The 26,479-nt window shown below is 75.8% G+C and carries 3 protein-coding genes; all 3 read left to right on the top strand.

The window, feature by feature from the left end:
* Positions 1 to 651: 651 nt before the first annotated feature.
* Positions 652 to 6,075 carry an SDR family NAD(P)-dependent oxidoreductase gene (locus AB0L89_RS16190; protein WP_365140719.1) on the top strand — a complete coding sequence of 1,808 codons (5,424 nt, stop codon included), beginning with the start codon at positions 652 to 654 and terminating at the stop codon, positions 6,073 to 6,075.
* Entirely contained in the window at positions 6,075 to 10,817 is a 4,743-nt protein-coding gene (locus AB0L89_RS16195; protein WP_365140722.1) for a type I polyketide synthase, read from the top strand. The genes AB0L89_RS16190 and AB0L89_RS16195 overlap by 1 nt, the downstream gene beginning before the upstream one ends.
* Before the next feature lie 67 nt (positions 10,818 to 10,884).
* On the top strand, positions 10,885 to 26,418 hold the full coding sequence (locus tag AB0L89_RS16200) for a type I polyketide synthase (protein WP_365140725.1): 15,534 nt from the start codon (positions 10,885 to 10,887) through the stop codon (positions 26,416 to 26,418).
* The last annotated feature ends 61 nt before the right edge of the window (positions 26,419 to 26,479 follow it).

Consider the following 26,479-nt stretch of genomic DNA (forward strand, 5'->3'; position numbering starts at 1 on the left):
CAGGTCGGGTCGGTCTGACAGCGGTGCGCCGGAGCGTGTGGTGGCTCGCAGATCCGGGCCGGTGGGGTCGGTGACACCGTGGACGTTCCTCGCACGCCTATGTTCCTTCCGTCACGTTGGGCTGACGTTCATTGCGAGGGAAACGCTGCATCTTTTTCCTTCGCTTTTCACGTAGTCGCGTGTCGATCGTGGAAGTTTTGTCGATGCATTGCAGTCGTGTGAACGGGTGTTGACGATTTTCAATGCCTCGCTGATTGGCACATTGTGTCGACACATTCGTTCAGTAGTCCGGTATCGGACGCTATCCGTCTCGTGTCAACGCTGTCAACTTCAACTTCCCGATGATGCGACGCACTTGTTCCGGCCGGCGCGGCGCGGTTGCACAACGCAGTGCAGTTCTGCTCCGGCCGGATTCCGTTTCGCCGCAGCACGGAATGGCGGATTCGGGCAGCGAGGGAAAGGCATGCGGTACGGATAGGCAAGAAGTCGTGACCGAACGGGCAACCGGGGGGTGCTGGGGGTGCTAGGGGTGTCCTGCGCCTTCCCCGGCTCCTTAGCCTCCGTGAACGGAAGGGCAAGCGGGCAGGGGACTCGGATTGGGTCGGCCCGCATTCGAGAAGCCTTCTTCGATTTCGATCGGATGGCGCGCTGGTGAACAACGAGGATCAACTGCTCGACTACCTCAGGCGGACGACGGCGGACCTGCGTGAGGCGCGGCGGCGGTTGCGCGAGAACGAGCAACGCGCACACGGCCCGGTCGCGATCATCGGCATCGGGTGCCGCTACCCCGGTGGCGTCCGCACCCCCGACGACCTCTGGGAGCTGGTGGCCGCGGGCACCGACGCCGTGTCGGACTTCCCCGCGGACCGCGGCTGGGACGTGGAGTCCCTGTACGACCCGGACCCCGACCGGCCCGGCAAGACCTATGCCCGCACCGGCGGATTCCTGCACGACGCCGCCGAGTTCGACCCCGACTTCTTCGGCATCGGCCCACGCGAGGCCCTCGCGATGGACCCGCAGCAACGGCTGCTCCTGGAGACGTCCTTCGAGGCGTTCGAGCGCGCGGGCATCGTCCCGGCGTCCCTGCGCGGCAGCCGCACCGGCGTGTTCGCGGGCGTCATGTACAACGACTACGCCACCCGCCTCGCGGCCGTCCCCGACGACCTCGACGGCTACCTCGCCAACGGCAGCGCCGCGAGCATCGCCTCCGGCCGTGTCGCCTACACCTTCGGCCTGGAGGGCCCGGTCGTCACCGTCGACACCGCCTGCTCCTCCTCGCTGGTCTCGCTGCACTGGGCGGTGCGCGCCCTGCAGGCGGGGGAGTGCGAACTCGCCCTGGCGGGCGGCGTGACGGTGATGTCGACGCCGGAGACGTTCGTCGACTTCAGTCGGCAGCGCGGCCTGGCCCCCGACGGCCGCTGCAAGGCGTTCGCCGCGTCCGCCGACGGCACCGGCTGGGGCGAGGGCGCCGGCATGCTCCTGGTGGAGCGGCTCGCCGACGCCCGGCGCAACGGCCACCCCGTGCTCGCCGTGATCCGCGGCTCCGCCGTCAACTCCGACGGCGCGAGCAGCCGCCTCACCGCCCCCAACGGCCCCTCGCAGCAGCGCGTCATCCGGGCCGCGCTGGCCGGTGCCGGGCTGGCCGCCGCCGACGTCGACGCCGTCGAGGCGCACGGCACCGGCACCTCGCTCGGCGACCCCATCGAGGCCCAGGCCCTGCTCGCCACGTACGGGCGCGAACGCCCCGCGGACCGGCCGCTGCTGCTCGGCTCCGTCAAGTCCAACCTGGGCCACACGCAGGCCGCCGCCGGTGTCGCCGGCGTCATCAAGATGGTGCAGGCCATGCGACATGGCGAACTGCCGCCCACCCTGCACGTCGACGCGCCCACCCCCGAGGTCGACTGGAGTGCCGGAGCGGTCGAGCTGGCCACCGAGCGCCGCCCCTGGCCCGCCACGGAACGCCCCCGCCGCGCCGCGGTCTCCTCCTTCGGCATCAGCGGCACCAACGCCCACGTCATCCTCGAACAGGCGCCCGCCGAGCCCGAGCCGGACGCCGACGCGGCGCAGGACGCGGACACACCCGTCGCCCCCTCCCCGGCGAGGACCGACACCCCCGTCCTCCCGTGGGTCGTCACCGCGCGTGGCCCGCAGGCCCTCGCCGCACAGACCGGGGCCCTGCGCGACTGGCTCGACGCGCGGCCGGACACCCGGGCCGCCGACGTCGCGCTCTCGCTCGTGACCACCCGATCCCAGTTCGAGCACCGCGCCGTGGCCGTCGGCCGCGACCGCGACGAGCTCCTGGCCGCGCTCTCCTCCGCCGAGGCGCTCAGGCCCGTCGGGGGCGCAGTGGCCTTCCTCTTCACCGGCCAGGGCGCGCAGCGCCCCGGCATGGGCCGCGCCCTGTACCGCGCCTTCCCCGTCTACGCCGAGGCGTTCGACGCCGTGTGCGCCCTCGCCGACCGGGACGCCGAGCACCCGCTCGCCGACCTCGTCGACGGCGACGCCGAGCGGCTCACCCGCACCGACCACGCGCAGGTCGCGATCTTCGCGACCGAGGTGGCGCTGTTCCGGCTCCTGGAGTCGTGGGGCGTACGCCCCGACCACGTCGCCGGGCACTCGATCGGCGAACTCGCCGCCGCCCATGTCGCGGGCGTCCTGTCCCTGCCGGACGCCGTCACCCTCGTACGCGCCCGTGGCCGTCTGATGGCCGCTCTGCCGGAGGGCGGGGCGATGGTGGCGGTGCAGGCGAGCGAGGAGGACGTACGTCCGTTCCTGGGCGGTCGTGTCGGTCTCGCCGCGGTGAACGGGCCGCGTTCGGTGGTGGTCTCCGGTGACGCGGACGCGGTGGAGGAGGTGGCGGCCCGCTTCGAGAAGAGCAAGCGGCTCACTGTTTCGCACGCGTTCCACTCGCCGTTGATGGACCCGATGCTGGACGAGTTCCGCGCGGTCGCGAAGGGGCTGACCTTCCACGAGCCGAGCATTGCCCTGGTGTCCACGCTCACGGGCGAGGCGGCCGATGCCGAGCTCGTGCGCGATCCGGACTACTGGGTACGTCATGTCCGCGGCACCGTCCGCTTCGCCGACGCCGTGAGCACCCTGCACGCACTGGGCGTACGCACCCTCCTCGAAGTCGGCCCGGACGCCACGCTCACCGCCATGGCCCGCGGCTGCGTCGGCGACGACACCGTCACCGTGCCCGCCCTGCGCCGCGCGGGCGACGAGGAGCGCGACCTGGTCACCGCCGTCGCCCACCTGCACGCCACGGGCACGCCCGTCGACTGGCCGGCGTTCTTCGCCGCGCACGGCGCCCGCCGCACCGACCTGCCCACGTACGCCTTCCGGCGCGACCGGCTGTGGCTGGAGGCGGACGCCGCGGGCACCGGCGACGCGGCAGGCCTCGGCCAGACGCCGACCGGACACCCCCTCCTGACCACCCTGACGGACCTGCCCGACACCGGCGGCGCCGTCCTCACCGGCCGCCTCTCGGTGTCCGCCCAGCCGTGGCTGGCCCACCACGCCGTCCACGGCACCGTCCTGCTGCCCGGCACCGCCTTCGTGGAGATGGCGCTCCAGGCGGGGGAGCGTACCGGCTGCGACACCGTCGACGAACTCACCCTGCACGCCCCGCTCGTCCTGCCCGAACAGGGCGCCATGGCCGTGCAGGTGTCCGTCGGCCCCGACGAGGACGGCCGGCGGGCCCTGACCGTCTGGTCCCGCCGCGCGGACACCCCTGACGCGCCCTGGACCCGCAACGCCGACGGCGTCCTGACCGCCGCCGAACCCGCCGACGACGTCCCGGGCGACGACCTGACGGTGTGGCCGCCGCGCGACGCCGAGCCCGTCGACCTCGACGGGCTCTACGCGGACCTGGCCCGCACCGGCTACGGCTACGGCGAGGTCTTCCAGGGTCTGCGCGCCATGTGGCGCCGGGGCGACGACCTGTTCGCCGAGGCCGCCCTGCCCGACGGCGCCCGCGCCACCGCCGGCGCGTTCGGCGTCCACCCGGCGCTCCTCGACGCGGTCCTGCACGTCAACCTCGTCGACCTGGGCGACGGCCCGGCGGTCCTGCCCTTCACCTGGGGCGGCGTGACCCTGCACGCCGCCGGGACGTCCGTCCTGCGTCTGCACCTGACCAAGGCGGGACCCGAATCGGTGGCCCTGGCCCTCGCCGACGCCACCGGCACCCCGGTCGCCTCGGTGCGCACCCTCGTCGCCCGTCCCGTCTCCGCCGACCAACTGGCCGGAGAGGCCGAGGAGTCGCTGTTCCGCGTCGACCTCGCCCCGCTGCCGGCCGCGGCGCCCGCGACGGCACCCTCCGTGGCCGTACTGGCGGGACACGACCTGTCAGCCCTGGCCGCGGCGGGCCCGGTGCCCGACGTCGTGGTGCTGCCCGTGCCGCCCGCGCCCGACGGCGCCGACGTGCCCGCCCTCGTACGCGAACACGTCATCGCCACCCTCGCCACCCTGCGCGACTGGCTGGCCGACGAGCGGTTCGCGCGGAGCAGGCTCGCGGTGCTCACCCGCGCCGACGACGTCACCCACGCACCGCTGGCGGGCCTGGTGCGCGCCGCGACGGCCGAGAACCCGGGCCGCTTCCTGCTGGTCGACACCGACACCGGCGTCGACACGGACGGCGGTGACGCCCCGCCGGTCGCCGCGCTGGCCGCCGCCCTCGCCGCCGGCGAACCCGAAGTCGCCCTCCGCGACGGGCAGATCCGCGTGCCGCGGCTCGCCCGCGCCAAGCCCGGCGGCCCCGTCCACTGGGACCCGGACGGCACCGTCCTGATCACCGGCGGCACCGGCGGACTCGGCGGCCTCATCGCCCGCCACCTGGTCACCGGCCACGGCGTACGCCGCCTGCTGCTGGTCAGCCGACGCGGCGTGGACGCCCCCGGCGCGACGGATCTGCGCGACGAACTGACCGCGCTCGGCGCCGAGGTGAGCCTCGCCCGCTGCGACGCGGCCGACCGCGCCGCGCTCGCCGCCCTGCTCGACGAGCACGACGTGCGCGGCGTGGTCCACGCCGCGGGCACCGTCCACAACGGCCTGCTCGCCGCGCTCGGCCCCGAGGAGGTCGAGCGGGTGCTGCGCCCGAAGGCCGACGCCGCCTGGCACCTGCACGACCTCACCCGGGACCGCGAGATCTCCGCGTTCGTGCTGCTCTCCTCCACCGCGGGCCTGCTGGCCGGCGCGGGCCAGGCCAACTACGCCGCCGCCAACACCTTCCTCGACGGCCTGGCCGCGCACCGACGCGCCGCCGGACTGCCCGCGGTCTCCGTGGCCTACGGCCTGTGGTCCGAAGTCGGCGGCCTCGCCGCGCAGATGGACGACGCCGACCTGGAGCGCATGCGCAGGATCGGACTGCCCGCCCTGACCGCCGCGCAGGGACTCGAACTCCTCGACGCGAGCCTCGGCGGCCAGGACGGCGTCGTCTACGCCACCCGCCTGGACGCCACCGCCGTCCGCGCCAGGCCCGACGGGGTGCCCGCGCCGTTGCGGGGCCTCGTGCGGCCCGCCCGCAGAAGTGCCGCCGCGCCCGCCCCGGGCGCCGGCACCGCCTCCTGGCGCGAGCGCCTCGCGCCGCTGCCGGACGCCGACCGCGACCGCGCCCTCCTCGACCTGGTCCGCGGCCATGTCGCCGCCGTGCTCGGGCACGCCTCACCGGAGTCGGTGGAGCCCTCGCGCGCCTTCCAGGAGATGGGCTTCGACTCGCTCGCCGCCGTGGAACTGCGCAACCTGCTGGCCGCGGCGACCGGCCTGAACCTCCCGGCGACGCTCGTCTTCGACCAGCCATCGCCGCTCACCCTGGCCGCACACCTCAAGACCGCGCTCATCCCCGGACCGGCCGACCTGGCCCGGTCCGCCCTGGCCGAAGTGGACCGTCTGGAGGCCGCGCTGACCGCGCTGCCCGACCAGGACGGCAGCCACGCCCGCGTCACCGCACGGCTCGAAGCGCTGCTGCGGGCCTGGCAGGACACGCACGGGCGGCACGCCGCGGTGGCGCAGGCGGACATCGCCGCATCCACCGACGAGGAACTCTTCGCGAGGATCGACAACGAACTGGGAGCCCTGTAATGGAAGAGTCCGCCACCGTCGAGAAGCTGCGCGACTACCTCAAGCGGGCCACGACCGAGCTGGAGCGCAGCCGGGGCCGCGTGCGCGAGCTGGAGGACCAGGGCCGGGAACCCATCGCCATCATCGGCATGGGCTGCCGCTACCCGGGCGGCGTCCGCACGCCCGAGGACCTGTGGAGGATCGTCGACGAAGGCGTCGACGTCGTCACCGAGTTCCCCGTCGACCGCGGCTGGGACATCGACGCCCTCTACGACCCCGAGCCGGGCACCCCGGGCAAGTCCTACGTCCGCCACGGCGGCTTCCTGCACGACGCCGCCGAGTGCGACCCCGCGTTCTTCGGCATCAGCCCCAAGGACGCGCCGGGCACCGACCCGCAGCAGCGGATGCTCCTGGAGACCACCTGGGAGGCGTTCGAGCGGGCCGGCATCGACCCCCAGCAGGCCAAGGGCACCCCGACCGGCGTGTTCGTCGGCCTGATGCACCACGACTACGTCGGCGGCACCATCTCCGGCAGCATCGTCTCCGGCCGCATCGCCTACACCCTGGGCCTCGAAGGTCCCGCGGTGACCATGGACACCGCGTGCTCCTCCTCCCTGGTGGCGCTGCACTCCGCGATCCAGGCGCTGCGCAAGGGCGAGTGCTCCCTGGCGCTCGCGGGCGGCGCGGCCCTGATGGCGAGCCCCGAGATGTTCGTCGAGTTCAGCGAGCGCCGGGCGCTGTCGCCCGACGGCCGCTGCCACTCCTTCTCCGAGGAGGCCGCGGGCGCCGCCTGGGCCGAGGGCGCGGGGATGCTCCTGGTCGAGCGCCTCTCCGACGCCGTGCGCAACGGCCACGAGGTCCTCGCCGTCATCCGCGGCAGCGCCGTCAACCAGGACGGCGCCTCCAACGGCATGACCGCGCCCAGCGGCCCCGCCCAGATCCGCGTGATCCGCCAGGCCCTCGCCGACGCCCAGCTCGCCCCACAGCACATCGACGTGGTCGAGGCGCACGGCACCGGCACCACCCTCGGCGACCCCATCGAGGCGCAGTCCGTCATCGCCGCCTACGGCCAGGACCGGCCGGAGGGCCGGCCGATGTGGCTGGGCTCCATCAAGTCCAACATGGGCCACCCGCAGGCCGCCGCCGGCGTCGGCGCCATCATCAAGATGGTCATGGCCCTGCGCCACGGCGTGCTGCCCAAGACGCTGCACGCCGAGCGGCCCACCACCGCCGTCGACTGGAGCGCGGGCGACGTACGGCTCCTGAACGAGGCACGGCCGTGGGAGGCCGACGGACGCCCGCGCCGCGCGGGCGTCTCCTCCTTCGGCATCTCCGGCACCAACGCCCACACCATCCTGGAGGAGGCCCCGCCCGTCGAGGCCCCCGAGGAGAACCCGGCGCGCGCCGAACTCCCCGTCATCCCCTGGGTGCTGTCCGCCAAGACCGCCGAGGCGGTGCGCCTGCAGGCCGACCGGCTGCTCGCCGTCGCCGGTGACCTCGACGCGTACGACGTGGGCCACTCCCTGGCCACCACCCGCTCGCTCTTCGCGCACCGCGCCGCCGTCACCGGCCGCGACCGCGCCGAACTGCTCGACGGCCTGCGCGCCCTCGCCGAAGGGCGCGAGCGGTCCGTCGTCGCGCCCGAACCGGGCCGCCTGGCCGTCCTGTTCTCCGGCCAGGGCTCGCAGCGCGCCGGGATGGGCCGCACGCTCTCCGCGCACTTCCCGGTGTTCGCCGCCGCGTTCGACGAGATCTGCGCGGCCTTCGACGGACACCTGGAGCGCCCGCTGCGCGAGGTGATCGACGCCGACGACGCCGAACAGCTGAACCAGACCGCGTACACGCAGTCCGCGCTGTTCGCCTTCGAGACCGCGCTGTACCGGCTCCTGGAGCACTGGGGCATCCGCCCCGACCTGCTCGCCGGGCACTCCATCGGCGAGATCGTCGCCGCGCACGTCGCGGGCGTCCTCTCGCTCGACGACGCCGTCGCCCTGGTCGCCGCCCGTGGCCGCCTCATGCAGGAGCTCCCCGCCGGCGGCGCGATGGTCTCGCTGCTCGCCGCCGAGGCCGACGTCACCCCGCTGCTCACCGACGGCGTCGACATCGCCGCCGTCAACGGGCCCCGCTCCGTGGTGATATCCGGCGACGAGGACGCCGTGCTCGCCGTCGCCGCGCAGTTCGAGAAGACCACCCGGCTCAAGGTCTCGCACGCCTTCCACTCGCACCGCATGGACCCCATGCTGGACGCCTTCCGCGAGGTCCTCGCCACCCTGACCTTCCACGAGCCCGCCCTGCCGGTCGTCTCGAACGTCACCGGCGCCCTCGCCGACGACCTCACCTCGCCCGACTACTGGGTACGCCACGTCCGTGACGCCGTCCGCTTCCACGACGGCGTCACCACCCTGGCCGCCGAGGGCGCCACCCGCTTCCTGGAGGTCGGCCCCGACGCGGTGCTGAGCAACATGGCGCAGGACGCCGTGGCGCACGCCGTCGCCACCCAGCGGCGCGACCGCGCCGAGGACCTCGCGCTCGTCGACGCCCTGTGCCGACTGCACGTCACCGGCGCGGGCCCCGACTGGCCGGTGCTGTTCGCCGGGGGCCGTAAGGTCACCCTGCCCACCTACCCGTTCCGGCGCGACCGGCACTGGGAGGACGCCCCGATCCTCCAGGCCGAGCGCTCCGCGGGCGGCGCCGCGTCCGACGCCGACGACCCGTTCTGGGACCTGGTCCACGAGCAGGACGTCGCCGCCGTCGCCGCCACCCTCGGCGTCGCCGACCAGGCGTCCGTCGAGGCCGTCGTCCCGGCGCTCGCCGCCTGGCACGCGCAGCGCCAGGACACGGCCGCCGCCGACGGCTGGCGCTACCGCGCCGCCTGGCACCCGCTGGCCCGCCCCTCGGCGCCCGCGGCGGGCGGCCGGTGGCTCGCGGTCGTGCCCGACTCCCGCACCGACGACCCCTGGACGGCTTCCGTCCTCGCCGGCCTCGGCGCCCACGGCCTCGCCGTCGACACCCTGCCGGTGCCCGCGGACATCGGCCGCGCCGCCCTCGCCGCGCTCCTGGCCGACCGCACCGACGTCGACGGCGTGCTGTCCCTGCTGAGCCACGGCGCCCCGCTGACCGCCACGGCCGCCCTCGTCCAGGCCCTCGGCGACGCCGGGGCCACGGCACCCCTGTGGTGCGCCACCCGCGACGCCATGGCCCACGAACCCGCCGCGGCCGTCACCGGATTCGCGCAGGCCCAGGTGTGGGGCCTCGGCCGGGTGGCCGCCCTGGAGCACCCCGACCGCTGGGGCGGCCTGATCGACCTGCCCGCAGGACCGGGACCGCAGAGCCTGGCGTCCCTCGCCGCGCTCCTCGCGGACGCGGGCGGCGAGGACCAGATCGTCGTCCGCGAGTCCGGCGCGTACGGCAGGCGCCTGGAGCACGCGCCCGCCAAGGCGGGCGCGCCCTGGCGGCCCACCGGCACCGTCCTGGTCACCGGCGCCACCGGCGGGGTCGGCGCCGCCGTCGCCCGCTGGCTCGCCGCCGAGGGCGCCGACCACCTGCTGCTGACCTCGCGGCGCGGCGAACAGGCGCCCGGCATGGCCGAGTTGGCGCGCGAGCTCGCCGACACCGGCGCCCGGGTCACCGTCGCCGCCTGCGACGTCACCGACCGCGCCGCGCTCGCCGGGCTCCTGGAGACGGTGCCCGCCGAGCACCCCCTGACGGCCGTGCTGCACCTCGCCGGAGTCCTCGACGACGGCGTCCTGGACGGGCTCGCCCCCGAGCAGTTCGACGGCGTCCTCGCCCCGAAGGCCACGGCCGCCGACCATCTGCACGAGCTCACCCGCGACCTGGACCTCAGCGCGTTCGTGCTGTTCTCCTCGCTGACCGCCACCGTCGGCGGCGCGGGCCAGGCCAACTACGCCGCCGCCAACGCCCACCTGGACGCCCTCGCCGCGCACCGCCGCGCCGCCGGACTGCCCGGCACCGCCATCGCGTGGGGCCCCTGGGGCGGCGACGGCATGGCCGCGCACGGCACGGTCCGCGCGGCGAGCCGGGCCATGGGCATGTCCGCCCTCGACCCCGGCCGCGCCCTGACGGCGCTGCGCCGGGCCCTGGACGGCGGCGACACCACGGTGACCGTCGCCGACGTCGACTGGACGAAGTTCGCGCCCGCGTTCACCTCGACCCGGCCGAGCCCGCTGCTCTCGACGCTGCCCGAGGCGCAGCGGACGGGCGGCGCGGACGGCGAAAGCGCCGTGCCCGACGGGTTCGCCGAGCGGCTCGCCGCGCTGACCGGCGGCGAGCGCGAACGCGCCCTGATGGACCTCGTGTGCGGACAGGCCGCGGCCGTCCTCGGCTACGCGGGATCCGACGGCGTCGAGTCCACCACCGCCTTCCGCGACCTGGGCTTCGACTCGCTGACCTCCGTCGACCTGCGCAACCGCATCAGCACCGCCGCCGGGGTGCCCCTGCCGGCCACGCTCATCTTCGACTACGCCACGCCCGCCGCCCTCGCCAAGCACCTGGGCGCCGAACTCGCGGGCGCCGACACGTCCGTGGACTCCGTCGTCGCCGAACTGGAGCGCGTGGCCGCCCGGCTCGGCGACCTCACCGCCGAGGACATCGAGCAGGGCCGCATCACCGCACGCCTGCAGACCGTCCTGAACGGCCTCAACCAGACCCTCGCCGGGGACGGCGCGGCGGTCGCGGGCCGCCTCGAAGAGGCCTCCGCCGACGACGTGTTCGCGTTCATCGACAACGAACTCGGCTCGGCGTGACACCAGGCCCCCACGGCACGACCGCCCACCCGCAGCTCACCCTTTCGCACAGAAGTGGCGACACGCGATGACGAACGACGAAAAGCTCCTCTCCTACCTCAAGCGGGTCTCCGCCGATCTGCACCAGACCCGGCAGCGGCTGCGCGAGGTCGAGACCCAGGACCGGGAACCGATCGCGATCGTCGGGATGAGCTGCCGCTTCCCCGGCGGCGTGAGCACCCCCGAGGAGCTCTGGCGGCTCGTCCACGACGGCACCGACGCCATCGGTGACTTCCCCGACGACCGCGGCTGGGACGTCGACGGGCTCTACGACCCGGACCCGGACGCCGCCGGCAAGACGTACGTCAAGCGCGGGGGATTCCTGTACGAAGCGGGCGACTTCGAGCCGGAGTTCTTCGGCGTCAGCCCGCGCGAGGCGGTCGCGATGGACCCGCAGCAGCGGCTGCTGCTCGAAGTGTCGTGGGAGGCCCTGGAACGCGCCCGGATCGCCCCTGACTCGGTGCACGGCGGCCGGGTCGGGGTGTTCGCGGGCACCAACGGACAGGACTACCGGGACCTGCTGGCCCGGATGGACCAGGACACCGAGGCGGCGCTCGGCACCGGCGCGCTCGCCGCGGTGATCTCCGGCCGCATCTCCTACACCCTGGGCATCGAGGGGCCCGCGGTCACCATCGACACCGCGTGCTCCTCGGCGCTGGTCGCGGTCCACCTGGCCGTGCAGGCGCTGCGGGCCAAGGAGTGCACGCTCGCGCTCGCGGGCGGCGCGACGGTGATGTCGACGCCCGGCTCGTTCGTCGCGTTCAGCCGCCAGCGCGGTCTGGCCCTGGACGGGCGCTGCAAGTCCTTCGCCGACGCCGCCGACGGCACCGGGTGGGGCGAGGGCGCGGGCATGCTGCTCCTGGAGCGCCTCTCGGACGCCCGCCGCAACGGCCACGAGGTCCTCGCCGTCGTCCGCGGCTCCGCCGTCAACCAGGACGGCGCCTCCAACGGCCTCACCGCGCCGAACGGACCCTCCCAACAGCGGGTCATCCGGGCAGCGTTGACCGGCGCCGGACTGACCTCCGCCGACGTCGACCTCGTCGAGGCGCACGGCACCGGCACCACCCTCGGCGACCCCATCGAGGCGCAGGCCCTGCTCGCGACCTACGGCCAGGACCGGCCCGAGGACGCCCCGCTGTGGCTCGGCTCGGTCAAGTCCAACATCGGGCACACCCAGGCCGCCGCCGGCGTCGCCGGGATCATCAAGGTCGTCATGGCCCTGCGCCACGGCGTCCTGCCGCGGACCCTGCACGTCGACGAGCCCTCCACCAAGGTCGACTGGACCGCGGGCAACGTACGCCTCCTGACGGAGAACCGGCCCTGGTCCGAGCCGGGCAGACCGCGCCGCGCCGCCGTGTCCTCCTTCGGTGCCAGCGGCACCAACGCGCACACCATCGTCGAGCAGGCCCCGGCCGAGGAGAGCGCCGAGGAGCCCGCCGAGGACGGCGCCGCCCCCGCCCCCGCCGTCCCCGAGCCCCGCACGGCGCCCCCGCTGCTGCCCTGGCCGGTCTCGGGCCGCACCGAACAGGCGCTGCGCGAGCAGGCCGCGCGCCTCGCGGACGCCGTCGGCGACCTGGACCCGGCCGACGTGGCCCACTCGCTCGCGGCGACCAGGACCGCCCACCAGTACCGCTCCGTCGTCCTCGGCGCCGACCGCGAGGCACTGCTCGCGGGCCTCGCGCAGGTCGCCGACGGCGCGCCCGGCGTCGTACGGGGTCGCACCGTCAAGGGCCTGACCGCCTTCCTCTTCACCGGCCAGGGCTCCCAACGCCCCGGCATGGGCGCGGAGTTGTACGAGACGTTCCCTGTCTTCGCCCGCGCCTTCGACGAGGTCTGCGGCCACTTCGGCGAGGGCCTGCGCGCGACCGTGTTCGGCACGGACCCCGCGCCGCTGGCCCGCACCGAGCACACCCAGACCGCGCTGTTCGCCTTCGAGGTCGCCCTCTACCGCCTGGTGGAGTCCTGGGGCCTGACCCCCGACCACCTCGCGGGCCACTCCATCGGCGAGATCGCCGCCGCGCACGTCGCCGGCGTCCTCGACCTCGCCGACGCCACCGCGCTGGTCGCCGCGCGCGGCCGGCTCATGCAGGCGCTGCCCGAGGGCGGCGCCATGATCTCCGTGCGCGCCGCCGAGGACGAGGTGCTGCCCCTGCTCACCGAGGGCATCGGCATCGCCGCCGTCAACGGCCCGCACTCCGTCGTCGTCTCCGGCGACGCCGCCGAGGCCGAGGCGCTCGCCGCCCACTTCGGCAAGACCCGCCGCCTCACCGTCTCGCACGCCTTCCACTCGCCGCTCATGGAGCCGATGCTCGACGAGTTCCGACGCGTGGCCGAGGGCCTGACCTACCACCGGGCGACCCTGCCCGTCGTCTCGAACGTCACCGGCGCCCTCGCCGGGACGGACCTCGCCACCCCCGAGTACTGGGTACGGCACGTCCGCGACGCCGTCCGCTTCCACGACGGCGTCCGTACCCTGCGGGCCGAGGGCGTCACCCGCTTCCTGGAGATCGGCCCGGACGCCGTGCTGACCGCGATGGCCCGCGAGTGCGTCGAGGGCGACGGCACCGACGCCGTCCTCGCCGCCGCCACGCGCCGCGAACGCCCCGAGACCGAGACCCTCCTGACCGCGCTCGCGCAGCTGTACGTCGCGGGCGCCCCGCTCGACTGGACGGCGCTGTTCACCGGCGCCCGCACGGTCGACCTGCCCACCACCGCGTTCCGCCGCGAACGCTTCTGGCCCGAGCAGTCCACCGCCGCCGGCGACGTCGGCGCCGCGGGCCTCGACTCCGCCGACCACCCGCTGCTCGGCGCGGCCACCGTCCTCGCCGACACCGACGGCGCCGTGCTCACCGGCCGCCTCTCCACCCGCACCCACCCCTGGCTCGCCGACCACGTCGTCGGCGGGGCCGTCGTGGTGCCCGGCACCGCCATGGTCGAGCTCGCCGTCCGGGCCGGGGACCAGGTCGGCTGCGGCCACATCGAGGAACTCGCCCTGGAAGTGCCCCTGGTGCTGCCCGACGGCGAGGGCGTGCGCGTCCAGGTCGCCGTCGGCGCCCCCGACACCTCCGGCGCCCGCACCGTCCACGTGTACGCCCGCGCCGAGAACCTGCCCGCCGACGAGCCCTGGACCCTGCACGCCTCCGGTCTGCTCGCGCCGCCCCCGGCCGCCGTCGGCACCCACCTCACCGCCTGGCCGCCGCAGGACGCCGAGGAGCTCGACACGGCGGGGCTCTACGCGCGCCACGCCGCGGGCGGCCTCGACTACGGCCCCGTCTTCCAGGGCCTGCACGCCGCCTGGCGGCGCGGCGACGAACTGTTCGCCGAGGTCCGCCTGCCCGAGCGGCCCGCCGCCGACGCGGCCCGCTTCGGTCTGCACCCCGCCGCGTTCGACGCCGCGCTGCACGCCCTGGCCCTGCTCGGCGACGGCTCCGCCGACGACACCGCGCGCCTGCCGTTCCTCTTCGAAGGAGTCACCCTGCACGCGGTGGGCGCCGCCGTGCTCCGCGTGCGCCTGGTGCCGGTGGCCCCCGACGTGTTCGCCGTCGACCTCGCCGACGCCACCGGCGCGCCCGTCGCCACCGTCGCCTCGCTGGCCTCCCGGCCGCTGACCAACCTGCGGGCCGGGCGCGACGAGAGCGCCGACGCGCTCTACACCGTCGGCTGGCACCCGCTGCCGCTGGACGACACCGCGCCCGACACCGACCACCGCCTCCTGGAGAGCGCGCCCGGCACCACCCCCGACGCCGTGCGCGCCGCCACACACACCGCGCTGGCCGCCCTCCAGGAGGACGACCCGCGCCCCTTGGTCGTCGTCACCCGCGGCGCGACGAGCGTCACCGGCGAGGACGTGCCCGACCTCGCGGGCGCCGCCGTATGGGGCCTGGTCCGCTCGGCGCAGTCGGAGAACCCCGACCGTTTCGTGCTCCTCGACCTCGAACCCGGTGCGGACGCCGACGCGTCGGCCCTCGCCGTCCTCGCCACCGGCGAGCCGCAGGTCGCCGTGCGCGACGGCGCCGCCCACGCCGCCCGCCTGGTGCGCGCCGAGGCCGCCCCCGACGCCCCCGCGCTGGACCTCGACCCCGACGGCACCGTCCTGCTGACCGGCGCCACCGGAGGCCTCGGCCCCGTCCTCGCCCGCCACCTGGTGAGCACCCACGGCGTACGCCACCTCGCCCTGCTCAGCCGGAGCGGCGCCGCCGACGCGCTGATCGCCGAGCTCGCGGAGCTGGGCGCGAGCGCCACCGCGTACGCCTGCGACGTCGCCGACCGCGACGCGCTGGCCGCCGTCCTGGCCGCGATCCCCGCCGCACACCCGCTGACCGCCGTCGTCCACGCGGCGGGCGTCCTCGACGACGGCGTGGTCTCCTCGCTGACGCCCGAACGCCTCGACGCGGTCCTGCGGCCCAAGGCCGAAGGCGCCCTCAACCTCCATGAACTGGCCGCGCACCCGGGCCTGAAGGCGTTCGTCCTCTTCTCCTCCGTCGCCGGCACCGTCGGCGCGCCCGGCCAGGGCAACTACGCCGCCGCCAACGCCGTCCTGGACGCCCTCGCGGCCCACCGCCACGCCCAGGGCGCCCCCGCCCTGTCCCTGGCCTGGGGGCCCTGGGCCGCGCTCGACGGCGGCATGGTCGCCACCCTCGACGACGGCGACCGCGCCCGCATGTCCCGCGGCGGCATGACCGACCTGACCGCCGCGGAAGGCACCGCCCTGTTCGACGCGGCGGCCCGCACCGGCCGCCCCGTCGTCGCGCCCGTCCGCCTCGGCCTGCCCGCGCTGCGCGCCCAGGGCGCCGCGCTCGCCCCGATCTTCCGCGCCCTGGTCGGGCGCACCGTGCGCCGCGAGGCCGCCGGCGAGGGCGCGGGGCCCGGCTTCGCCGAACGCATGGCGTCCCTCGGCGCACAGGAGCGCGCCGAGGCGCTGCTGGGCACCGTCCGCGTCCAGATCGCGGCCGTCCTCGCCTACCCCGACCCGGAGGCGATCGAGGCCGACCGCGCCTTCAAGGACCTCGGCTTCGACTCGCTCGCCGCGATCGAGCTGCGCAACGCCCTGACCGCCGAGACGGGCCTGCGACTGCCCGCCACGCTGATCTTCGACCATCCCTCGCCGGGCGCCCTCGCGGCGTTCCTCGCGGACCGGGTCGACGCCGCGGGCACGGGCGCCCGGCGCACCCGCCGCGCCGTGCGGACCGCCCCGGCCGACGAGCCCCTCGCGATCGTCGGCATGGCCTGCCGCTACCCGGGCGGCGTACGCACCCCGCAGGACCTGTGGCGGCTCGTCGCCGACGGCACCGACGCCATCGGACCGTTCCCCGACGACCGCGGCTGGGACGTCGACCGCGTCGTCGACCCCACCCGGCAGCGCCCCGACACGTCGTACGTCGGCGAGGGCGGATTCCTGCGCGGGGCAGGGGACTTCGACGCCGCGTTCTTCGGCATCAGCCCCAAGGAAGCCCTCGTCACCGACCCGCAGCAGCGGCTCGTGCTGGAGGCCTCCTGGGAGGCGCTGGAGAGCGCGGGCATCGACCCCGGCACGCTCAAGGGCAGCCGCACCGGCGTGTTCACGGGCGTGCAGTACCACGACTACTTCGGCAGCTTCGGCTCCGGCAGCATCATCTCCGGCCGCGTCGCCTACACGCTGGGCCTGGAGGGCCCCTCGCTGTCCGTCGACACCGCCTGCTCCTCCTCGCTGGTCGCGCTGCACCTGGCCGGTCAGTCGCTGCGACAGGGCGAGTCCACGCTCGCCCTGGTCGGCGGCGTCGCGGTGATGGCGACCCCGGAGACGTTCATCGAGTTCAGCCGCCAGGGCGCGCTGGCCCCCGACGCCCGCACCCGGGCCTTCGCCGACGCGGCGGGCGGCACGGTGTGGGGCGAGGGCGTCGGCGTCCTGGTCGTGGAGCGGTTGTCGGACGCGCGGCGCAACGGGCATGAGGTGTTGGCGGTGGTGCGGGGTACCGCCGTGAATCAGGACGGTGCGTCGAATGGTCTGACGGCGCCGAACGGTCCGTCGCAGGAGCGGGTGATCGAGCAGGCGTTGGCGGCTGCGCGGTTGTCGGCGGCTGATGTGGATGTGGTGGAGGCGCACGGTACGGGTACGACGCTCGGTGATCCGATCGAGGCGCAGGCGCTGTTGAACACGTATGGGCAGGAGCGGTCGGGGGGTTCGCCGCTGTGGCTGGGTTCGATCAAGTCGAACATCGGTCATACGCAGGCCGCCGCCGGTGTGGCGGGTGTCATCAAGATGGTGATGGCGATGCGTGAGGGTGTGCTGCCGCGCACGCTGCACGTGGACGAGCCGTCGACGAAGGTGGACTGGTCGGCGGGCGAGGTGCGCGTGCTGACCGAGGAAAGGCCCTGGCCCGAGGCGGGGCGTCCGCGCCGGGCCGGTGTCTCCTCGTTCGGGATCAGCGGCACCAACGCCCACGCCATCATCGAACAGGCCCCCGCCGGACGCCCGGCAACGGCGTCCGCCGAGAGCCCCGCGCCGGCGTCCGCCGCCGAGGGCGGACTCGCCGTCCCCTGGCTGCTCACCGCCAAGACACCGGCCGCGCTTGCCGGTCAGGCCGAGGCGCTTCTCGCCCACCTCGACGCCCACCCCCACCTCGACCCGTCCGACGTCGGCTGGTCGCTCGCCACCGGCCGCGCCCGCTTCGCCCAGCGCGCCGCGCTCACCGGCGCCGACACCGCGGACCTGCGCGGCGCCCTCGCCGCCCTTGCCGCGGGCACCACCGCCGCCGGACTCGTCGAGGGCACCGCCGCGGGCCGCGCCCGACCGGTCTTCGTCTTCCCCGGCCAGGGCTCCCAGTGGTCCGGCATGGCCACCGAACTCCTCGACTCCTCACCGGCGTTCGCCGCCCGCATGGCCGAGTGCGCCGAGGCCGTCGCGCCGTACACCGACTGGGACTTCCAGACCGAGCTGCGCGGCTCCCTCGACCGCGTCGACGTCGTCCAGCCGCTGCTGTGGGCCGTCATGGTCTCCCTGGCGCACGCCTGGACCGCCGCCGGGGTCACCCCGTCCGCCGTCATCGGCCACTCCCAGGGCGAGATCGCCGCGGCCTGCGCGGCCGGCGCGCTCTCCCTGGCCGACGGCGCCCGCATCGTCACCCTGCGCTCGCAGGCCATCGCCCGTGACCTGTCCGGCGGGGGCGGCATGATGTCGGTGGGCGAGGGCGCCGACGCCGTACGCGAACGCCTCGCCGCGTGGGACGGGCGGCTGTCCGTCGCCGCCGTCAACGGCGCCGCCTCCACGGTGGTCTCCGGTGACGCCGACGCCCTCAAGGAGTTCCACGCGCAGCTGCGCGCCGGGGAGGTCCGCGCCAAGCTGCTGCCCGTCGACTACGCCTCGCACAGCGCGCACGTGGAGTCCATCCGCGAGCAGCTCCTCGACGTACTCGACGGGATCCGGCCGCGCACCGCCGACGTGCCGTTCTACTCCACCGTCACCGGCGGCCTCGTCGACACCGCCGAACTGGGCGCCCAGTACTGGTACACCAATCTGCGCGGCACCGTCCTCTTCGAGGAGGCCGTGCGGGCCGCCGTCGGCGACGGGCACAACCTGTTCGTCGAGTCCAGCCCGCACCCCGTGCTGACCGTCGGCATCCAGGAGACCGACGACCGGGTGGCCGCCATCGGCTCGCTGCGCCGCGACGACGGCGGGCGCGAGCGGTTCCTCACCGCGCTCGGCGAGGCGTTCACGCACGGCGTGCACGTCGACTGGGACGCCGTGTGCGAGGGCCGCGGCCCGCGCCGCGTCCCGCTGCCCCCGTACGCCTTCCAGCACGAGCGGTACTGGCTTGACAGCACCGGGGGCGGCGCCGACGTCACCGGCGCGGGACTCGCCCCCACCGAACACGCCCTGCTGGGCGCCGCGATGGCGCGCGCCGACGGCGGGGGAGTGGCCCTCACCGGCCGGCTCGCCGCGGGCACCCACCCGTGGCTGAACGACCACCGGGTCGGCGGACAGCTGCTCTTCCCCGGCACCGGGCACCTCGAACTCGCCCTGCGCGCGGGCGACCAGGTCGGCTGCGGCGACGTCGTGGAGCTCACGCTCCAGGCACCGCTCGTCCTGCCCGAGCACGGCGCCGTACAGCTCCAGGTCGTCGTCGGCGCGCCCGAAGCCGCGTCCGGGCCGGAGACCAGGCCGGTCAGCGTGTGGTCGCGGCCGGAGGAACCCGACCAGGACCTCCCCTGGACCCGGCACGCCGACGGACTGCTCGCCCCGACGGGCACGCTCCCGGCCGCCGCGGACTCCCTCACGGCCTGGCCGCCGCCCGGCGCCGAACCGGTGGGGCTGGACGGCCTGTACGACGAGCTGGCCGACCTCGGCCTCGGCTACGGCCCGCTGTTCCAGGGGCTGCGGGCCGCCTGGCGCGACGGCGACGAGGTGTACGCCGAGATCGCCACGGACGCGGCGCCCGAGGGCTTCGCCCTGCACCCCGCCCTGTCCGACGCGGCCCTGCACACCGTCGGCCTCACCGAGGCGGCCGCCGACGAGGCGCTGCTGCCGTTCGCCTGGTCCGGGGTGCGGCTGCACGCCACCGGCGCGACCGCGCTGCGCGTCCGCGTGCGGCCCACCGGCGAGGGCACCGTGTCCCTGACGCTCGCCGACCCGGCCGGCGCCCCCGTCGCCGCCGTCGACTCCCTCGTCCTGCGGCCCCTGCGCGCCGAGGCGCTGGCCGCCGCCGCGCGTTCGGCCCGCGCCGGGGCGCTGTACCGCGTCGACTGGGCGCCCGCGCCCGCCCCGGCCGAGGCCGCCGTACCGCCCCTGGAGGTGCTCCACGCGTCCGGCGGGGCGAGCGCCGCCGAGGTGCGCGCCGCCGTCACCGGCGTACTCGACGCCCTCCGTACCCACCTGGCCGACGACCGGCTCGCCGACATCACCCTCGTCGTGGTCACCGGCACCGATCCGGCGGGCGCGGCGGCGGGCGGTCTGGTGCGCTCGGCCCAGACGGAGAACCCGGGGCGCGTCGTCCTGGTCGAGGCCGAGGGCGACCTCGGCGAGGACCTGCTCGCCGAGGCCGTCGCGATCGGTGAACCGCACGTGGCGTACCGCGAGGGCGCGTGGCGCGTGCCGCGCCTGGCGCGGACGGAGGCGGCCGACGCCACAGCGGCCTCTGAAGAAGCCCCCGTCCTCGGCGACGGCACCGTCCTGCTCACCGGCGCGAGCGGCGCGCTCGGCGGTGTCATCGCCCGCCACCTCGCCACCGAGGGACACGCCCGGCACCTGCTGCTCGTCAGCCGCTCCGGCATCAGCGACGAACTCGTCTCGGAACTGCGCGCGTCGGGTGCCGAGGTCACCGGCGTCGCCTGCGACGTCGCCGACCGTGCCGCGCTCGCCGCCGTCCTGGACGCCGTCCCGGCCGACCGGCCGCTGACCGCAGTGGTCCACGCGGCCGGCGTCCTCGCCGACGGCGTGCTGTCCTCGCTCACGCCCGAGCGGATCGACACGGTGTTCCGGCCCAAGGTCGACGCCGCCTGGCATCTGCACGAACTGACCGCGGACCTGGACCTGTCGGCGTTCGTCCTGTTCTCCTCGGCCGCCGCCACCCTCGGCTCCCCGGGCCAGGGCAACTACGCCGCCGCCAACGCCTACCTCGACGCCCTCGCCGCCCACCGGCGGACGGCCGGGCTGCCCGCGCACTCCCTGGCATGGGGCCTGTGGGCGCAGGCGAGCGGCATGACCGGCACCCTCGACGAGACCGACAGGTCCCGCATCGCGCGCGGCGGTGTCGCACCGCTGGAGACCGAGGAGGGCCTCGCCCTCTTCGACGCGGCCCTGCGCGGCGGCGACCCGGCGGTCCTGCCGGTGCGGCTGGACCCCGCCGGGCTGCGCGCCCAAGGGCCCGCGCTCGCCCCCCTGTTCCGCTCCCTTGTCCCCGTCCAGCGCGGCAGCGCGGCCGCGCAGGGCGCCGCGGCCGGCGGCGCCGACGCGCTGCGCGACCGGCTCGCCGCCCTCCTGGAGATCGAGCGGGAGCCGTTCCTCACCGAACTGGTGCAGAGCCGGGTCGCCGCGCTCCTCGGCTACAAGTCGGCTCAGGACGTGGGGAGTTCGCTGCCGTTCCGCGAGCTGGGATTCGACTCGCTGGCCGCCGTCGAGCTCCGCAACGGCCTCAGCGCCGCCACCGGTCTGCGGCTGCCCGCGACCCTGGTCTTCGACCACCCCACGCCCGCCGCGCTCGCCCGCTTCCTGCACGGCGAGCTCTCCGACGGCCTCGGCGCCCCCGCGGCCACGGCCCGCACCACGACCCGCCGCGCCGCCGCCGACGACGAGCCCATCGCCATCATCGGCATGGGCTGCCGCTTCCCCGGCGACATCGCCTCGCCCGAGGACCTGTGGCGGCTCGTCGCCGAAGGCCGCGACGCCATCGGCGACTTCCCCGCCGACCGCGGCTGGGACGTCGAGACGCTCTACGACCCGACCCTGGACCGGCCCGGCACCAGCTACACCCGCCACGGCGCCTTCCTCCACGACGCCGCCGACTTCGACCCCGCCTTCTTCGGCATGGACGGCGAGGAGGCCGAGGTCACCGACCCCCAGCAGCGGCTCCTCCTGGAGACCTCCTGGGAGGCCCTGGAGCGCGCCTCCATCGACCCGGCCACCCTGCGCGGCTCCGACACCGGGGTCTTCGCCGGAGTGATGTACCACGACTACTTCGGCAGCTTCGGCTCCGGCAGCGTGGTCTCCGGACGCGTCGCCTACACGCTGGGCCTGGAGGGCCCCACCCTGTCCGTGGACACCGCCTGCTCCTCCTCGCTGGTCGCGCTGCACCTGGCCGCCCAGTCGCTGCGCCAGGGCGACTGCTCCCTGGCGCTCGCCGGCGGCGTCACCGTCATGGCGACGCCGGGCACCTTCGTGGAGTTCAGCCGCCACCGCGGTCTGTCCCGCGACGGCCGCTGCCGCCCCTTCGCCGACGGCGCCGACGGCACCGGCTTCGGCGAGGGCGCGGGAGTCCTCCTGCTGGAGCGGCTCTCGGACGCCCGGCGCAACGGCCACCACATCCTGGCCGTGCTGCGCGGCACCGCCGTCAACCAGGACGGCGCGTCCAACGGCATCACCGCCCCCAACGGCCCCGCCCAGCAGCGCGTCATCCGCCGCGCCCTGGAGTCGGCCGCCGTGTCAGCGGCCGAGGTCGACGTGGTCGAGGCACACGGCACCGGCACCACCCTCGGCGACCCCATCGAGGCCCAGGCGCTCATCGCCACCTACGGCGCCGACCACACCGAGGAGCGCCCGCTGTGGCTCGGCTCGGTCAAGTCCAACCTCGGCCACACCCAGGCCGCCGCCGGTGTCGCGGGCGTCATCAAGATGGTGCAGGCCATCCGGAACGAGACCCTGCCCGCCACCCTCGGCGTCGACGCGCCGTCGCGGCACGTGGCGTGGGAGGGCGGCAACGTACGCCTCCTCACCGAGTCCCGCGCCTGGCCCGACCCCGGCCACCCGCGCCGCGCGGGCGTCTCCTCCTTCGGCATCTCCGGCACCAACGCGCACGTGGTCATCGAGGCGGCTCCGGCGGAGCTGCCGGAAGAGGCCCCCGTAGCACCGGAGTCGACGCCCGTGCCCTGGCTGCTGTCCGGCCACACCCCGCAGGCGCTGCGCGCCCAGGCCGCCCGGCTCCTCGACCATCTGGCCACCGCAGGGGACACCGACCCGCACCGCGTCGCCGGCGCCCTGGCCACGGCCCGCACCGCGCTCCCGCACCGCGCCGCCGTGCTCGGCGAAGACCTGGACGCGCTGATCGAGGGCGTACGGGCGGTCGCCGACGGCACCACGCCGCCCGACGGCACCACCGGCACCGCCACCGACGGGAAGCTCGCCTTCCTCTTCTCCGGGCAGGGCTCGCAGCTGCCGGGCATGGGCACGCGGCTCGCCGAGGCGTTCCCGGTCTTCGCCGAGGCCCTGGACGACGTACGCACCCACCTTGACCCGCTCCTGGACCGCCCGCTCGCCGAAGTCCTCGGTGACGCTGCGCTGTTGGAGCGCACCGAGTACACCCAGCCCGCGCTGTTCGCCGTCGAGGTGGCGCTGTACCGGCTCCTGGAATCCCTCGGCGTACGGCCCGACGTGCTGGCGGGCCACTCCGTCGGCGAGTTCGCCGCCGCCCACGTCGCGGGCGTCCTCACCCTGGCGGACGCCTGCACGCTGATCGCCGCGCGCGGCCGGCTCATGCAGGCGCTGCCCGAGGGCGGCGTGATGATCGCCGTCAAGGCGGGCGAGGACGAGGTCGCGTCGCTGCTCACCGACGGCGTCGGCATCGCCGCCGTCAACGGCCCCGACGCCGTGGTCGTCTCCGGCCGCGCCGAGCCCGCCCGCGCCCTCGCGGCCCGCTTCGCGCGCACCAAGGAACTCGCCGTCAGCCACGCCTTCCACTCGGCCCTGATGGAGCCGATGCTCCAGGAGTTCCGCGAGATCGCCGAGTCCCTGACGTACGGACCGCTGCGCATCCCGCTCGTCTCCACCCTCACCGGCGCCCAGGCCGCCGCGCGGGAGCTGTCCACGGCCGAGTACTGGGTACGGCACGCCCGCGAGGCCGTCCGGTTCGCCGACGCCGTCGCCGCCCTGGAGGACCTGGGCGTACGCCGGTTCGCCGAGGCCGGTCCCGGCAGCGCGCTGACCGCCGCGACCGCCGAGACCCTGCGCGGCGACGCCGCCGCCGTCGCGCTGCTGCGCAAGGACCGCGAGGAGACCGCCGCGCTGCTCGGCGGCCTCGCCGCCCTGCACGTCCACGGCGGCGCCGTCGACTGGACGGCGCTGCTGCCCCACCGCGACGGCTCCGACCTGCCGACGTACGCCTTCCAGCGCACCCGCCACTGGGTGAACGCCGACGTCACCGGCGCCCGCGCCGCCCTCGACCACCCGCTGCTCGGCACCGCCGTGGAACTCGCCGGGGCCGACGGCACCCTGTACACCGGCCACCTCTCGCTCGCCGACCACCCCTGGCTCGCCGATCACGCCGTCGGCGGGGTGCCGCTGCTGCCGGGCACCGCGTTCGTCGAGATGGCCCTGGCCGCCGGAGCCCGTCTCGACTGCGGCACCGTCGACGAACTGACCATCGCCGAACCGCTGGTGCTGCCCGAGGAGGGCGCCGTACGCCTCCAGTGCACCGTCGGCGAACCCGACGCGTCGGGCGCGCGCGACTTCCACGTGTACTCCGCCGCGGCCGACGGCGTGTACTCCGCCGCGGCCGACGGCGACCCGTGGACCACGCACGCCACCGGCGTCCTGCGCCCCGGCGCCGAGGACGGCGGGCACGACCTGACCGCCTGGCCGCCGGCCGGCGCCGAACCCGTCGACGTCGAGGGCCACTACGCACGCCTCGCGGAACTCGGCGCCCAGTACGGCCCCCGCTTCCAAGGGCTGCGGGCCGCCTGGCGCCTGGGCGACGAGGTGTACGCCGAGGTCACCGTGGACACCGGCGACACCACCGGCCGCCTCGGCCTGCACCCGGCGCTGTTCGACGCCGCCCTGCACGCCGTGGGGCTGCGCGCGGGCGCCGAGGAGCGCATGGCGCTGCCGTTCGCCTGGAGCGGCGTCGCCCTGCACGCCGCGGGCGCGACCGCGCTGCGCGTCCGCATCGCCCCGCACGGCACCGAGGGCATCACCCTCGACGCCGCCGACGACGCGGGCGAGCCCGTGGTGCGGGTGGCCTCGCTCGCCCTGCGCGAGGTCAGCCCCGAACGCATCGCCGCCGCCGCGTCCGGAGGCGTCGACTCCCTGTACGCCCTCGACTGGGCGCCGCTCACCGGCGACGGCGCCCCGCAGGCCGGCCGCTGGACCGTGCTGGGCCCCGACGCCGACGCGCTGGCCGACGCGCTGGCCGACGAGGTCGCGGAGGTGACCGTCGCCGCCGACCTCACGTCGGCCGCCGACACCGCCCCGGACACCGTCGTCCTCGTCCACACCGGCGACAACACCCCCGACGGGGTCCGTACGGCCACGCACACCCTGCTGGACCGGACCCAGGCCTGGCTGGCCGACGAGCGGTTCGCCGACAGCACGCTCGTCGTGGCGACCCGCGGCGCGGCCGGACCCGCCCACCAGGACGTCACCGACCTCGGCGGCGCCACCGCCTGGGGCCTGCTCCGCGCCGCGCAGTCCGAACACCCGGACCGTATCGTGCTGGCCGACCTCGACACCTCCGAGGCGTCCCGCAGGGCGCTGCCCTCCGCCGTCGCCTCCGGCGCCCACCAACTGGTGCTCCGCGACGGCACGTCGAGCGCGCCGAAACTGGTGCGCGCGCCCCGCTCGGCCGACCACGCACCGGCCGACTGGAGCGGCGGCGTCCTCGTCACCGGCGGCACCGGCGCCCTCGGCCGCGCCGTCGCCCGCCACCTCGTCACGGCGCACGGCGCGCCGCGTCTGGTGCTGCTCAGCCGCAGCGGGCCCGACGCGCCCGGCGCGGCGGACCTGCGCGCCGAACTGACCGCGCTCGGCGCCGAGGTGACCGTGGTCGCCTGCGACGCCGCCGACCGCCGCCGACTGGCGGACGTCCTGGCCGCGCACCCGGTCTCGGCGGTGGTGCACACCGCGGGCGTCCTCGACGACGGTATGCTCACCTCGCTGACGCCCGAGCGGCTCGACGGCGTGCTGCGGCCGAAGCTGGACGCCGCCTGGAACCTGCACGAACTGACCGCGGACCTGGACCTGTCGGCGTTCGTCCTGTTCTCGTCGGCCGCCGGCCTGCTCGGCAGTCCCGGCCAGTCCTCGTACGCCGCCGCCAACGCCTTCCTCGACGGCCTCGCCGCCCACCGCAGGTCCCTCGGCCTGCCCGCCGTGTCGCTGTCCTGGGGCGCCTGGGCGGGCAGCGGCGGCATGGCCGACCGGCTCGACGACGCCGACGGCCGCCGGATGGCGTCCGGCGGGGTGCTCGCCCTCGACGAGGAGACCGCGCTCGGCCTGTTCGACACCGCCGTGGGGCGCCCGGAGGCGGTCCTCATGCCGGTCCGCCTCGACCTCGCGGCCCTCGGCGCGTCCGGCCGGGTCCCGCCGCTGCTGCGCGGCCTGGTCCGGTCCCCGCGCCGGGCCACCGGGACGGCCCCGGCCGCCGCGTCGACGGCGCTGCGGCGCGAGCTGTCCCCGCTCGACGAGGCGGAGCGCACCCAGCGGCTGCTGGACCTGGTGCGCGGCGAGGCGGGCCGGGTGCTCGGCATCGAGGACGTCGAACCGGGCCCGGCCTTCAGCGAGTTGGGCTTCGACTCGCTGACCGCCGTCGAGTTCCGCAACCGGCTCAACGAACTGACCGGGCTGCGCCTGCCCGCCACGCTCATCTTCGACCACCCCAACCCGGCCGCGCTCGCCGGTCATCTCGCAACGGAGCTGACCCCGCGCGGGCGTGGTGCGGCGGACACCGAGGAGGCCGCCGTCCGGCGCGCCCTGACGGCCATTCCGATGGCGCGGCTGCGCGAGGCGGGCCTGCTGGACGGGCTGCTGGAACTGGCCGGACTGCGCGCCGCGGACGAGCCGGCCGCCGACGGCACGGAGAGCCGCGCGTCGATCGACGCGATGGACGCGGAGAGCCTGATCAGCATGGCGCTCGACGACCTCGTCGGCGAGGACGACGCCCTGTGACGGGCCCCGTGACGACCTCTGCGACGAATAACCCTGTGACGAGGAGGGGGAGCATGGCGGA

Origin of the sequence: Streptomyces sp. NPDC052114, assembly GCF_040680155.1 — a bacterium.
Lineage (GTDB): Bacteria > Actinomycetota > Actinomycetes > Streptomycetales > Streptomycetaceae > Streptomyces.